Genomic DNA, 13130 nt, shown 5'->3' with positions numbered 1-13130 from the left:
GCGGGCGGTGGAGTTGTTGGTGCGCCAGGTCGGGCACTGGCAGCAGCCCCGCTGGGCGGCCACGGCCGCCGGTGGCAACGTGTCCCGCGCCGATCTCGTGCACCGGCTGGTGCAGGAGATCGCCAACCTGGCCGCCGACGTCGAGGGCGGACCCCGGCGGACGGTGCCCCGGCTCGACAACGACCTGGCGCTGCCCGACCAGCTCCGGGTGGTGGCCGCCGACCTGGTCGCCGCCGCCGCGCCGCCGGAGGTGCTGGCGCGGGCCGCCGCCGAGGTGACGGCGACCCGCGACGTTCTCTAGGGCGACGGCAACCCGCGACGCTCTCTAAGGGTGACGGCGACCCGCGACCCTCTCCAGGGGTGACGGCGACCCACAGCCCGCCGGAATTCACCATGACCGACGACCGCGTCCGGGCTCCGGCCGGGCGGCGAGGTCCGCTCGGGACGACCCCGGCGCCCGGCCGGGCAGCCTGTGGTGGCGCCGTCCGCTCAGCTCAGGCGCTCGACGACCATGGCCATGCCCTGGCCGCCGCCCACGCACATGGTCTCCAGGCCGATCGTCTTGTCGTGCCAGTCCAGGGCGTTGAGCAGGGTGCCGGTGATCCGGGCGCCGGTCATGCCGAACGGGTGCCCAACGGCGATCGCGCCACCGGCGACGTTCAGCTTCTCGAGCGGGATGCCGAGCTGGCGGTACGAGGGGATCACCTGCGCGGCGAACGCCTCGTTGATCTCCACCAGGTCGACGTCGTCGATGGTCATGCCGGCCCGCTTGAGCGCCTGCCGGGTGGCCTCGACCGGGCCGAGGCCCATGATCTCCGGCGAGAGGGCGGTCACGCCGGTGGAGACGATCCGGGCCAGCGGCGTGATGCCGAGGTCCCTGGCCCGCTGGGCGCTCATGATCACCACGGCGGCGGCGCCGTCGTTCAGCGGGCAGCAGTTGCCGGCGGTGATGCGACCGTCCGGACGGAACACCGGCTTCAGCCCGGAGACGCCCTCCAGGGTGACCCCAGCGCGCGGGCCGTCGTCGGTGCCGACCACCGTGCCGTCCGGCGTGGTGACCGGGGTGATCTCCCGGGCCCAGAAGCCGTCGGCGATGGCCTTCTCGGCGAGGTTCTGGCTGCGTACGCCGAACTCGTCCATGTCGGCGCGGGTCACGTCGTACACCTGGGCCAGGTTCTCGGCGGTCTGCCCCATGGTCAGGTAGATGTCCGGCAGCTCGCCGGCCTCGCGCGGGTCGGTCCAGACCGGGGCCCCGCCCTGCGCGCGGGCCTTGGAACGCTCGGCCGCGGCGGCGAAGCGCGGGTTCTCCCAGCCGCCGCCGACCAGCGCCTGCGCCTCCTTCGGCAGCCCGTCGGAGTTGCCGCGGGCGTACCGGGAGACGGTCTCCACGCCGGCGGAGACGAACACGTCGCCCTCGCCGGCCCGGATCGCGTGCATCGCCATCCGGGTGGTCTGCAGCGACGACGCGCAGTAGCGGGTGAGCGTCGCGCCGGGCAGGGTGTCCAGGCCCATCAGGGTGGCGACCACCCGGGCCATGTTGAAGCCCTGCTCGCCGCCGGGCAGACCGCACCCCAGGTAGAGGTCGTCGATCTCGGTCGGGTCGAGCTGGGGAACCTTGTCCAGGGCGGCCCGCACGATGGTCGCGGCGAGGTCGTCCGGGCGGACGTCGCGCAGGGAACCCTTGTGTGCCCGGCCGATGGGGGAGCGGGCGGTGGCGACGATGACGGCGTCGCGGGACGACTCAGTCGGCATGAACCAACGTTAACCCGTCGGTAACTTCGGGCGGAAGCTGCCCGCCGGCCGGGAAATGTCACGCCCGGCGGGACAGCGGGGACGGCCGGCGGGTCACTGCCGGGAGGCGACCGCCGCGGCGGCGGCGACGGCCGGCAGCAGGGCGTGCGCCCAGACCCGGTAGCCGTCGGCGGAGGGGTGGTAGCCGTCGTGGCACAGCGTCCCGGCGTCGGCCCGGAACACGGCGCCGGTCTCGGTGGCCAGGTCGACCACCGTGCCGCCGGCGTCGAGCACCGCCGCCGCCTGGGCGCGGGCCACCCGCCGCCCCGACCAGCCGACCACGTTGCGCAGCGGCGGCGCGATGGCGCGTACGGCGCCCAGGTCGGGGCACGTGCCGACGACCACCTCCACCCGGGCCTCGCGGAGCCGGTGCACGGCCGCCCCGAGGTAGGCGGCGGCCTCCACCGGGCGACGCAGGGTGGTGGCGTCGTTCGCCCCGATCAGGATCACCGCCACGTCGGGGCGCTCGCCGAGCAGCGCCCGGGCCACCTGGGTGGCCAGGTCGGTCGAGCGTGAGCCGGAGACGCCGACGCTGGACAGGTGCACCCGGCGACCGCTCGGGCCCTCGGCGAGCAGGTTGGCCAGCTGCCCGCCGATGGTCTCGTCGAGGCGGCCGACCCCGACGCCGAGGGCGGACGAGTCGCCGAGCAGCACCAGGCGCAGCGGCGGCGCGTCGGCCCGCCCGACCGTGGCGCGCAGGGCGAGCGCCAGCTCCGGCTGGGCGTACCGGCGGTGCCGGGCGGCGAAGGCCTGACCGGCGAGGACGGCGGCGCCGCCGACCGTGCCGGCGATGAGGCTGAGCGTCGCCGCCCGGCCCAGTCGATTGGCGAGCCCCGAGGGGATGAAGCGCTCGCTCATGCCAGTCCCTCCAGTGTGGGTGAGTCGGCGGCGGGGCTGGGCTGCGGCGCCGCGCCGACACCGAAGAAGGCCCGTCGGCGCAGTTGCGCCCACCGGCCGGCGGGGCCGCGCTCGCGCCCCCTGACCCGGGTGCCGCTGACCTCGGTGCCCGCGTGGCGGGCCGCCTCCTGGGCGGCCTGCGGCAGCGAGCGCACGCCCTCGTCCCGGACGAGGGTCGGGCGGCGTTCCTGCCCCGCACCGAGCGCGGACAGCACGGTCGGCAGCAGGGCGGCGGCGGCCATCGCGTAGCCCTCCGCCGAGGGGTGGAAACGGTCCCAGGCGAACATCCGGGTCGGCTCCGCCGTGAACCGGGGACCGAGCAGGTCGCCGAGGGAGACCGTCCAGCCGCCGGCCTCGACCACGGCCACCGTCTGGGCGGCGGCGAGCTGCCGGCTCCAGTGCCGGGCCAGCCACCGCAGCGGCGGCTGGATCGGCCGGATCGCGCCCAGGTCGGGGCAGGTGCCGACGACCACCTCGCAGCCGGCCGCGCGCAGCGTGCGGACCGCGTCGACCAGGTAGCGCACCGCCAGGGCGAACGGTGCGCGGTTGGTCACGTCGTTGCCGCCGATCAGGATCACCGCGACGTCGGGCTGGCACTCCAGCGCCGCCTCCACCTGGTGCCGCAGCACCGCCGAGATGGCGCCCACCACGGCGAAGCGGTGCAGCCGGACGGGGCGTTGCAGGCGGCGGGACAGCCCGGTGGCGAGCAGGGCGCCGGGCGTCTCCCGGCGGCGGTGCACGCCGTAGCCGGCGGCCGACGAGTCGCCGAGCACGACGACGGTGACCGGCGGGCCGGGCAGCTTCGCGCCGTAGACGCCGTCGCAGCGCGGCGGGGGCGCCTCGGCCATCGGGATCGTGCGGCGGGCCTGCCGGGCCTGCCCGAGGAGCACGCCGCCGGTCGCCACCACGGCCGCGGCGGTGGCGCCCGTGCCGATCGCCGCGAGGCGGGCGACCTGCCGGGCGCGCTGCCAGCGCTGACCAACCGGGACGACGGAACCAGCGACCCCCATACAGCGACATTATCGCGCCGGCACGACACACCGCTGTCGTCGTGTCGGCTCGCGGGTGCCTGGAAGGCGACGCTCCTGGGTACCTGTACGGGTGACCGGGGGACGGTTGCGCGGGCACGCCACCCTGGCACGTGGAGAGGGGCCGAACATGGGGAAGACATTGAAGCGCACGGCGGCGTTCAGCGCGCTGGCCCGGGCACTCGCGGCCGGGTCGCGGGGCGGGCCGTCGCTCGGGGCGCGGCTTGGCGCGCTGCCGCGGATGATCCGGGCCACCACCCGGGGGGAGTACGACGGCGGCCTGCGGCTGGCCCTGATGACCGCGGCGACGGCGTACATCGTCTCGCCGGTCGACCTGCTTCCCGAGATCCCGCTGGCGATCTTCGGGCTGGCCGACGACGCGGTCATGGTGACCTGGCTGGCCGGCAGCGTGCTGGCCGAGACCGAGCGGTTCCTGGAGTGGGAGGCCCGGCGCAGCTCGGTGATCCCCGGACACGTGGCGTCCTGAACCCACGTACCCTGGGGCGTCGAGAAGACGTCTGCCCGGCCGCCGCCGGCGGCGCCGGAGGAGAAGGGCACAACGAGGTGCGGTACTACGACAACGTCGTCGAGCTGATCGGCAACACCCCGCTGGTACGGCTGCGCAACGTCACGGCCGGGATCCAGGCCACCGTGCTGGCGAAGGTGGAGTACCTCAACCCGGGCGGCTCGGTGAAGGACCGGATCGCGCTGCGGATGGTGGAGGACGCGGAGAAGGCGGGCATCCTCCAGCCGGGCGGCACGATCGTCGAGCCGACCAGCGGAAACACCGGCGTCGGGCTGGCGCTGGTGGCGCAACTGCGGGGCTACAGGTGCGTCTTCGTCTGCCCCGACAAGGTCAGCCAGGACAAGCAGGACGTGCTGCGCGCGTACGGCGCGGAGGTGGTGGTCTGCCCGACCGCCGTCGCGCCGGAGGACCCGCGCTCCTACTACAACGTCTCCGACCGGCTGGCCCGGGAGATCCCCGGCGCGTGGAAGCCCAACCAGTACAGCAACCCGGCCAACCCGCGCTCGCACTACGAGACCACCGGCCCTGAGCTGTGGGAGCAGACCGGGGGCGAGCTCACCCACTTCGTGGCGGGCGTCGGCACCGGCGGCACCATCTCCGGCATCGGGCGCTACCTGAAGGAGGCGTCGGAGGGGCGGGTCAAGGTCGTCGGCGCCGACCCGGAGGGTTCCGTCTACTCCGGCGGCACCGGCCGGCCGTACCTGGTCGAGGGTGTCGGCGAGGACTTCTGGCCGGAGACGTACGACCGGGGTGTCGCCGACGAGATCATCGAGGTCTCCGACAAGGCGTCCTTCGAGATGACCCGGCGGTTGGCGCGCGAGGAGGGGCTGCTGGTCGGCGGCTCCTGCGGGATGGCCGTCGTGGCCGCCCTGGAGGTGGCCCGCAAGGCCGGCCCGGACGACGTGGTCGTGGTGCTGCTGCCGGACAGCGGCAAGGGCTACCTGTCCAAGATCTTCAACGACACCTGGATGGCCCGGTACGGCTTCCTGGACAACTCGGGCACCGAGCCGACGGTCGCCCACGCGCTCGCCGGCAAGCCGGGCGGCCTGCCCGAGCTGGTGCACGTGCACCCGACCGAGACGGTCCGCGACGCGATCGACTACATGCGCGAGTACGGCGTCTCGCAGCTCCCGGTACTCAAGGCCGAGCCCCCGGTGGTGACCGGCGAGGTGGCCGGCTCGATCGCCGAGAAGGACCTGCTCGACGCGCTCTTCACCGGCCAGGCGCACCTGCACGACACCATCGAGCGGCACATGGCCGAGCCGCTGCCGATGATCGGCGGCGGGCAGCCGGTGAGCGAGGCGGTCGGCCTCCTGGAGAAGTCCGACGCCGCCCTGGTGCTGGTCGACGGCAAGCCGAAGGGCGTCCTCACCCGGCAGGACCTGCTGGCCCACCTCGGCGCCCGCTGACCCGGACGACGTCCGCACGAGGGCCCTTCCCCGCCCGGGGAGGGGCCCTCGCCGTGCCTGCCGCGGCCGCGCCGGAGGGCAGGCACACCCTCGCTCAGAGCCCTCGGGCGTACCGGAGCTGGGACGTGACCGCCGGGCCGATGTGCTCGTCGCGTTCGGTGCCGGTGGGGGTCCAGCCGCCGCGCTCGTAGAAGCGCCGGGCGTGCGCGTTGTCCCGCAGCACCCAGAGGACCGCGCGGGACCAGCCGCGGGCGCGCATGGCGTCCAGGGCATCGACCATCAGGGTGCGCCCGGTGCCCCGGCCGCGTTCGGCGGGTTCGAGGTGGATGGCGTTGAGCAGGCCGGTCACCGGGTCGCCCTCGTCGTCCGGGCCGAGATAGCTGAAGCCGACCAGCCGGCCGGCGCGCTCGGCCACCGTCATCCGGTGCTCGTCCCGCTCCCACGTCCACCGCTCGGTCCAGTACGCGCCCATCGCCTCGGGCGTCGGGTCGGCCAGCGCCCGCGCCGGCAGGAAGGACGCGTAGGCGGCGACCCGGGAACGCTGGTGCAGCGCGCCCACCGCCATCAGGTCGTCGACGGTGGCGGGGCGCAGGGTGACCGTCACCCGGCCGAGGCTACCCGCCGGGGCGGAACCTGCACGGTCGTCAGGTCCTCGGCGATCACCAGGTCGCCGTCGAAGTGCGCGCGGGCCTCGTCGGCGAAGCGGGCCGGGTCGGCGTACCGCTGGGAGAAGTGGGTGAGCACGAGCCGGCGTACGCCCGACTCGGCCGCCACCCGCGCGGCCTGGCCCGCCGTGAGGTGCCCGACCTCGGCGGCCAGCGCGGCCTCCGAGTCGAGGAACGTCGACTCGATGACCAGCAGGTCGGCGTGCTCGGCGAGGGCGTACACCCCGTCGCAGAGGCCGGTGTCCATGACGAAGGCGAACCGCTGTCCGGGCCGGGGCACGCTCACCTCGTCGCGGGTGACGCGGCGCCCGTCGACGTCGAGGTGGCCGACGCGGATCAGCTCCCCGACCGCCGGCCCGGCGATGCCGTACGCGGCCAGCCGCTCCGGCAGCATCCGGCAGCCGTCCGGCTCGACGAGGCGGTAGCCGTACGTCTCGATCGGGTGCCGCAGCCGGCGGGCCTCCAGCGTGCCGACGCCCAGCGTGATGCGCTGCCCGTCGGACTCGATGGGCTCGACGCGCAGCTCGGCGGTCTCGTGGAAGCTGGCGGCGTGCCGCAGCCGCGCGAAGTATTCCGCGCCGCCGGCCGGGAAGTGCACCGCCACCGGGTGCGGCACCCGGTCGAGGGAGAGCCGCTGGATGGTGCCGGGCAGGCCGAGGCAGTGGTCGCCGTGGAAGTGGGTGACGCAGATCCGGGTCAGGTCGGTGGCGGTGACCGTGGTGTGCAGGAGCTGCCGCTGGCTGCCCTCGCCCGGGTCGAAGAGGATCACCTCGCCGTCCCAGCGCAGCACGTACCCGTTGTGGTTGCGCTGCCGGGTGGGGGCCTGGCTGGCCGTCCCGAGCACCACCAGCTCGCGCATCGACACGGTGACCTCCGGCTGCGTCGGCCAACCGGCCTGCGGAAAGGGTCGACCCCCGGGGCTTCCGTGCTCGCGCACGGGCCGGCTGGACTGGGCCGGCACCCCGGGGGTCGGGTGGCTGTCGTGGTTTCGCCGCACCGCTGCCACACGGTCTCGACGATGGTGCTGTGTTGCCCGCCTCGCGGCGGACGGTTTCACTGTCGAGGACAGCGGCTAGCGGACAGCCACCTCACGAGTCCGATTGCTATACAAGTCTGGACCACCTCCTTTCCCGTGTACCGCCACGCTATCCAGCCCGCGCGCCGCCGGCAACGGATTTCGATCACACAGCGCCGGGGAATGGCGGGCCGGCGCTCAGGTGTTCTCGGCGATGCCGATCGGGCCCTCGCGGGGGCCCTCCTCGCTGGCCGGCTGCACGGCCAGCGACGGGAAGTCGGCCAGGTCGCCCTCCGGCTCGGCGTCCCACTCGGGGAAGACCAGGTCGCTCTGGAGGTAGAGGCAGAGCAGCTGGGTGAGCTGGCGCAGGCCCTCCAGGTGGGTGCGCTCGTGCCCGTGGGTGGCGTCCACGCCGAAGCCGAGCAGCGCCACCCGGGCGTGCGCGCCGGCCTCCACCGCCGCCGCCACGTCCGAGCGGTAGTACTCGAAGACGTCCCGGACCAGGTCCACCCCGTGCTCGGCGGCGATCGAGGCCAGGTTGCGGGTCAGGTGGTAGTCGAACGGGCCCACGCCGTCGCCCATGGCCAGCGTGGCCGCGTCCTCGCGGGACTGCTGGCCGGGCGCCACCACCGCGGCGTCCACGGAGACGATCTCCGCCACGTCGGGGTCGAGCCCGTGCGACGCCCCGTGCCCGATCTCCTCGGTCACGGTGACCAGCAGGTGCGCGGTGACCGCCGGGCGTACGCCGGCGTCGACCATCGCCTTGAGGGCGGTGAGGACCGCCGCCACGCCGGCCTTGTCGTCCAGGTGCCGGGACTTGACGTACCCGCTGGGGGTGATCGTCGGGTTCGGCAGGAACGCCACGAAGTCGCCCGCGTCGATGCCGAGGGCGCGCAGTCCGGCGATGTCCTCGACCGGCTCGTCGACCCGGACCTCGACGTGCTGCCAGCCGACGCCCTGGAGGTCCACGTCGTCGTTGTAGCGGTGGCCGCTGGCCTTGAGCGGCAGCACCTGGCCGGTGATCACCCGCTCCAGGTCGTCGGTGAAGATCCGCACGTGCGCGCCCTCGGCGAACCGGGCGCTGTGCGTACCGATCGTCTTCAGCTCCAGCCGGCCGTTCTCCTTCAGCCGCTTCACCATGCCGCCGATGGTGTCGGTGTGCACCACGATCGCCCGGTCGGCGCCCGTCGAGCGGGGGCCGGGCAGGCAGGCGCTCAGCGCGCCGCGGCGGGTCAGCGTGGAGGGGATGCCGAGCGCGGAGAGCCGCTCGCCGACGTACTGCTGCACGTGGTCCGTACGCCCCGACGGGCTCGGGATCTCCAGCAGCTCCACCAGCACCTGGCGCAGGTAGTCCAGGTCGATCTCCAGGGGCCTCGGGCTCACGCGGCACCTCCCGGGCCGGCCGGGGTCCAGAGCCGCTGCGGCGCCCGGGTGCCGGGGAAGAGCAGGTCCACGAAGCGCTCGGCGGTCGGCTGCGGTTCGTGGTTGGCCAGGCCGGGCCGCTCGTTGGCCTCGATGAACACGTGCTCCGGGTGGTCCGGGGCGCCGACCAGCAGGTCCAGCCCGGTGACCGGGATGTCCAGCGCCCGGCTGGCCGCCACACACGCCTCGGCGATCGCGGGGTGCAGCTCGGCGGTGACGTCGTGGATGGTGCCGCCGGTGTGCAGGTTCGCGGTCCGGCGTACGGCCAGCACCTGCCCCTCGGGCAGCACGTCGTGCAGCTCGTGGCCGGCCTCGGCGAGCACGTCGCGGGTCATGTCGTCGAGCGGGATGCGGGACTCGCCACCGGTGGCGGCGGCCCGACGGCGGCTCTGCCGCTCGATCAGCTCGGCGATGTCGTGCACCCCGTCGCCGGTGATCGAGGCGGGGCGCCGGACGGCGGCGGCCACCACCTCGTGGTCGATGACGACGACGCGCAGGTCCTCGCCGGCGCGCATCTCCTCGATCAGCACGTCGGGGCAGAACCGGGCGGCCAACTCGACGGCGGCGGCCAGCGCCTCGGGAGTGCGTACGCCCACCGTGATGCCGTTGCCCTGCTCGCCGCGCGCCGGCTTCACCACCACCCGGCCGACCTCGGCGAGGAAGGCGACGTCGTCCTCGCCGCCGGTGGCGGTCCGGCCGCGCGGCACGGAGAGCCCCGCCTCGGTGAGGATCCGGCGGGTGACCCGCTTGTCGTCGCAGCGGCTCATCGCCACCGCCGAGGTCAGCTCCGACAGCGACTCGCGGGTCAGCACGGTCCGCCCGCCGCTGCTCAGCCGCAGCTCACCCCAGGCGGGGTCGGTGACTTCCACCCGGATGCCGCGCCGCATCGCCTCGTCGGCGACGATCCTGGCGTACGGGTTGAGCTGGTCGTACCCCTCGGGCATGGCGGGCAGGAAGAGCCGCTCGTTGATCGGGTTCTTCCGCTTCACACAGAGCGTCGCCGTCCGGTAGAAGCCGAGCCGCTCGTAGAGCCGGATCGCCCCGCCGTTCTCGGCGAGCACGGACAGGTCCACGTACGCCCGGCCCCGCTCGACCAGCCGGGCGGCCAGCGCGGTGATCAGCGCCTGGCCGGTGCCCGGCGGCGCGGTGTTGAAGTCGACGGTGAGGCACCACAGGCTGGCGCCGTTCTCCGGGTCGTCGAAGACCGCGACGTGGTCGACGCCGGTGATGGTGCCGACGATCTCGCCGGTGGCGTCCTCGGCGACCAGGTGCAGGAACCGGTCGGTGCGCGCGTTGGCGACGAGCACGTCGACCCCGGCGGTGACCATGCCGTTGCGGGCGTAGATCCGGTTGACCGCGTCCGCGTCGGCGGCGTCGGCCAGCGGGCGGATGGTCAGCCCCGGCACGTCGCCGTCGCCGGTCGGACGGTCACCGTCGAGCGGCAGCCGGTAGGTCAGCGACGGGTCGATGAACAGCTCGTCGGGCAGCCGGGACACCAGCACGTGCGGGTCGCGCAGGTAGATGCAGATGTCCCGGGAACCGGCGGCCTCGGAGCGCAGCACGGCGGCGACGGCGGCCTGGTCGACGAAGGTCTGCCCGAAGACGAGCCGCCCCCAGCCGCAGTCCAGCACCACGTCGGTGTCGCCCTCCCGGGTCGGCGGCTCCGCCGGCTCCGGCGCCATCGGGTCGCCGCCGGGGCCCACCCGCTCCCGTCGTCGGCTGTTGCGCGACCGGTCGGTCCGGGCCGCGCCGGTCGCCAGGGTGTCGGTCACGGTGAGTCGATTCCGTGGCTCTGGAGCCACATTTCCAGGAGTCCGAGTTGCCACAGCTTGTTTCCGTTCAACGGGGTCAGTTCGGCGTTCGGGTCGGCGAGCAGGGCGTCGACGTAGTCGGCGCGGAACAGGTCGCGGCGGCGGGCCTCGGGCGCGGAGAGCGCGTCGCGTACCCGGTCGAGGAGCTTGCCCTCCAGGTGGGTGAGGCCGGGTACGGGGAAGTAGCCCTTCGGCCGGTCGATGACCTCGTGCGGCAGCACCCGGCGGCCGATCTCCTTGAGCACGCCCTTGCCGCCCTGGGCCAGCTTCAGCTCCGGCGGGCAGCTCGCGGCGAGCTCGACGAACTCGTGGTCGAGGAACGGCACGCGGGCCTCCAGCCCGTGCGCCATCGTCATGTTGTCCACCCGCTTGACCGGGTCGTCGGTCAGCATGACCTGGGTGTCGATCCGCAGGCCGGCGTCGACGGCGGTCTCCGCCCCGGCGCGGCCGAGGTGCGCGGCCACGAACTCCCGCGCCGGGTCGCCGTCGGTCAGCCAGGCCGGGTTCAGCACCCGGGCCAGCCCGGCCGCGTCCCGGTCGAAGAAGGCCCCGGCGTACGTGTCGAGCGCCCGGTCCCGGCCGACCCGGGCGAGCGGCGGGTACCAGTGGTAGCCGCCGAGGATCTCGTCCGCGCCCTGGCCGGACTGGACGACCTTGACGTGCTGCGACACCACCTCGCTGAGCAGGTAGAACGCCACGCAGTCGTGGCTGACCATCGGCTCGGACATCGCGGCGACGGCCGCCTCCAGCGGCGGCACCAGGTCGGCGGCGGCCACCCGGATCTGGTGGTGGTCGGTGTCGAACGTCTTCGCGACGAGGTCGGAGTAGCGGAACTCGTCGCCCTCCCGGCCGCCGACCGCGTCGAAGCCGATCGAGAAGGTGGACAGCCCGCGCTGGCCCTCGCCGGCGAGCAGGGCGACCACCAGGCTGGAGTCCAGCCCGCCGGAGAGCAGCACGCCGACCGGCACGTCGGCGACCATCCGCCGCCGTACGGCCGTGGTCAGCGACTCCAGCAGGGCGTCCTGCCAGTCCTTCTCGGACCAGCCGGCCCGCTCGACGGAGCGGGTGAAGGACGGGTCCCAGTAGACCCGCTCGGAGGTGCGGCCGTCCGCCTCGTAGACCCGTACGGTCGCCGGGGGCAGCTTGGTGACGCCGCGCAGGATGGTGCGCGGCGGCGGCACGATGCTGTGGAAGCTCAGGTAGTGCGCGAGCGCGACCGGGTCGATGCCGGTGTCGACGCCGCCCCCGGCCAGCAGCGCGGGCAGGGTGCTGGCGAAGCGCACCGCGCCGGGCGTCTCGGCCAGGTAGAGCGGCTTGATGCCGAGCCGGTCCCGGGCCAGCACCAGCCGGCCGGTGTCCCGCTCGCTGATCGCCACGGCGAACATGCCGATCAGGTGGTCGACGAAGTCGAGCCCCCACTCGGCGTACGCCTTGAGCACGACCTCGCTGTCGCCGGAGGAGAAGAACCGGTGGCCCTTGGCCTGGAGTTCCTCGCGCAGCTCGCGGTAGTTGTAGATGCACCCGTTGAAGACGCCGGTCAGTCCCGCACCGGGGTCGACCAGCGGTTGCCCGCTCGCGGCGGAGAGGTCGATGATCTTCAGGCGGCGGTGTCCGAGGGCCGTCGGGCCCTGGGCCCAGACGCCGCTGTCGTCGGGCCCCCGGTCGCTCATCGTGGCCGCCATGCGCTCCACCGCTGCCACGTCGGCGCGTGAGCCGTCACGGCGGAACTCTCCCGCAAGTCCGCACATGCCAGGCAATGCTGCCAGAGGGCTACGAGGATTGCCCGTTGAGCTGATAACAGTTTTTTGAAGTTTTGCTACACTGCACGATTCCGTCACAGCACGTGTCGGCTCCGGTGGCGGACCGCGTCAGGAGTGGCGGATGGGGCGGTTTCCGCCCGGCGGCGGATGTGATCGATTGCTCAGTCTCGGAAGCGCCGAGGCCGGCGCGACAGGTGCCGCGCCGGCCTCCGTGACGGTGCCGGTGGTCCGGCCCCGAGCGGGGTTCAGCCCGAGGTGCGGGCGACGCCGACCGGGCAGCTCAGCCCGTTCGGGCCGTGGTCGCCGTGTCGACTCCCCACTCACTCGTCACCGGGTTGCGGGATGTGGCCGAACCGTCGGACCTCCTGGGGCCAGCCGCATGCTTCCGCGAGCCTGCCGGCCCACATCCGGGCCGTTTCCACGTCGGCCACGTCCACCACGGTCAGCCCGCCCAGCCACTCCTTGGTCTCGACGTAGGGCCCGTCGGTGAACACCAATGAGCCGCTCGTGGCGTCGGCACTGAAGACGGGGGTGTCCCCTTCCTCCAGGCCCCCGGCGAACACGTACGCCCCGGCCGCCTTCATCTCTTCCACGACCGCCATGGCGAGTGGCCCCCGCGCGCGGAACCACTCCTCAGTGTGGTCACCCACCCACTGCTGGTTGAAGTAGATGAGGTACTCGGCCATGTCTGCTCCCTAGTCTCGGGCGGACCTTTGTCTGCCACCATCTCCGCTACGAACGGCGTCGAGCGGATACGACACTCGGGCGGGAGATTTCCACCTCGATGTCGGCGGGGGAGCGGTGGC

11 protein-coding genes and 1 pseudogene are annotated in these 13130 nt (G+C 73.9%); 3 read left to right on the top strand and 9 right to left on the bottom strand.

Annotation, left to right across the window (positions count from 1 at the left end):
* A partial coding sequence (locus tag F6X68_RS11345) for a hypothetical protein (RefSeq protein WP_370518935.1) occupies nucleotides 1–301 on the top strand: 301 nt, incomplete at its 5' end.
* A 188-nt stretch (nucleotides 302–489) separates the two neighbouring features.
* On the opposite strand, the gene F6X68_RS11340 is transcribed toward F6X68_RS11345, so the two are convergent.
* From F6X68_RS11340 to F6X68_RS11330, 3 genes and pseudogenes are all read right to left on the bottom strand, one after another.
* Complete coding sequence (locus F6X68_RS11340; RefSeq protein WP_132233460.1) at nucleotides 490–1752, bottom strand: acetyl-CoA C-acetyltransferase; 1263 nt, start codon at nucleotides 1750–1752, stop codon at nucleotides 490–492.
* A 93-nt stretch (nucleotides 1753–1845) separates the two neighbouring features.
* Nucleotides 1846–2649 carry an SGNH/GDSL hydrolase family protein gene (locus F6X68_RS11335; RefSeq protein ID WP_132233462.1) on the bottom strand — a complete coding sequence of 268 codons (804 nt, stop codon included), beginning with the start codon at nucleotides 2647–2649 and terminating at the stop codon, nucleotides 1846–1848.
* Nucleotides 2638–3698: pseudogene (locus F6X68_RS11330) on the bottom strand (SGNH/GDSL hydrolase family protein); the annotation flags it as partial. The gene F6X68_RS11335 and the pseudogene F6X68_RS11330, both read right to left, overlap by 12 nt.
* Nucleotides 3699–3846: 148 nt before the next feature.
* On the opposite strand from F6X68_RS11330, the gene F6X68_RS11325 reads away from it, so the two are divergent.
* Nucleotides 3847–4203 (top strand): YkvA family protein, encoded by a 357-nt coding sequence (locus F6X68_RS11325; RefSeq protein WP_101414212.1) that lies wholly within the window; start codon nucleotides 3847–3849, stop codon nucleotides 4201–4203.
* Nucleotides 4204–4280: 77 nt separating this feature from the next.
* Entirely contained in the window at nucleotides 4281–5651 is a 1371-nt protein-coding gene (locus F6X68_RS11320) for a cystathionine beta-synthase (RefSeq protein ID WP_151454232.1), read from the top strand.
* 94 nt (nucleotides 5652–5745) lie between these two features.
* On the opposite strand, the gene F6X68_RS11315 is transcribed toward F6X68_RS11320, so the two are convergent.
* From F6X68_RS11315 to F6X68_RS11290, 6 genes are all read right to left on the bottom strand, one after another.
* Entirely contained in the window at nucleotides 5746–6255 is a 510-nt protein-coding gene (locus tag F6X68_RS11315) for a GNAT family N-acetyltransferase (protein WP_151454231.1), read from the bottom strand.
* A complete protein-coding gene (locus tag F6X68_RS11310; protein ID WP_151454230.1) occupies nucleotides 6252–7181 on the bottom strand; it encodes a ribonuclease Z in 930 nt (309 codons plus the stop codon). The genes F6X68_RS11315 and F6X68_RS11310 overlap by 4 nt, the downstream gene beginning before the upstream one ends.
* 348 nt (nucleotides 7182–7529) lie before the next feature.
* A complete protein-coding gene (locus F6X68_RS11305; RefSeq protein WP_151454229.1) occupies nucleotides 7530–8714 on the bottom strand; it encodes an osmoprotectant NAGGN system M42 family peptidase in 1185 nt (394 codons plus the stop codon).
* Nucleotides 8711–10525, bottom strand: coding sequence for an N-acetylglutaminylglutamine synthetase (gene ngg / locus F6X68_RS11300; protein WP_151454228.1), 1815 nt, complete (start codon nucleotides 10523–10525; stop codon nucleotides 8711–8713). Before ngg ends, F6X68_RS11305 begins: the two co-directional genes overlap by 4 nt.
* Nucleotides 10522–12312 carry an N-acetylglutaminylglutamine amidotransferase gene (locus F6X68_RS11295; protein ID WP_151454227.1) on the bottom strand — a complete coding sequence of 597 codons (1791 nt, stop codon included), beginning with the start codon at nucleotides 12310–12312 and terminating at the stop codon, nucleotides 10522–10524. Before F6X68_RS11295 ends, ngg begins: the two co-directional genes overlap by 4 nt.
* A 332-nt stretch (nucleotides 12313–12644) precedes the next feature.
* Nucleotides 12645–13010 (bottom strand): YciI family protein, encoded by a 366-nt coding sequence (locus F6X68_RS11290; protein ID WP_151454226.1) that lies wholly within the window; start codon nucleotides 13008–13010, stop codon nucleotides 12645–12647.
* Between the last annotated feature and the right edge of the window lie 120 nt (nucleotides 13011–13130).

Source organism: Micromonospora sp. AMSO12t (assembly GCF_008806585.1).
GTDB classification, from domain to species: domain Bacteria; phylum Actinomycetota; class Actinomycetes; order Mycobacteriales; family Micromonosporaceae; genus Micromonospora; species Micromonospora reichwaldensis.
Note: the sequence above shows the minus strand (reverse complement) of the source record. Positions and strands in the feature narration are given on the sequence as shown.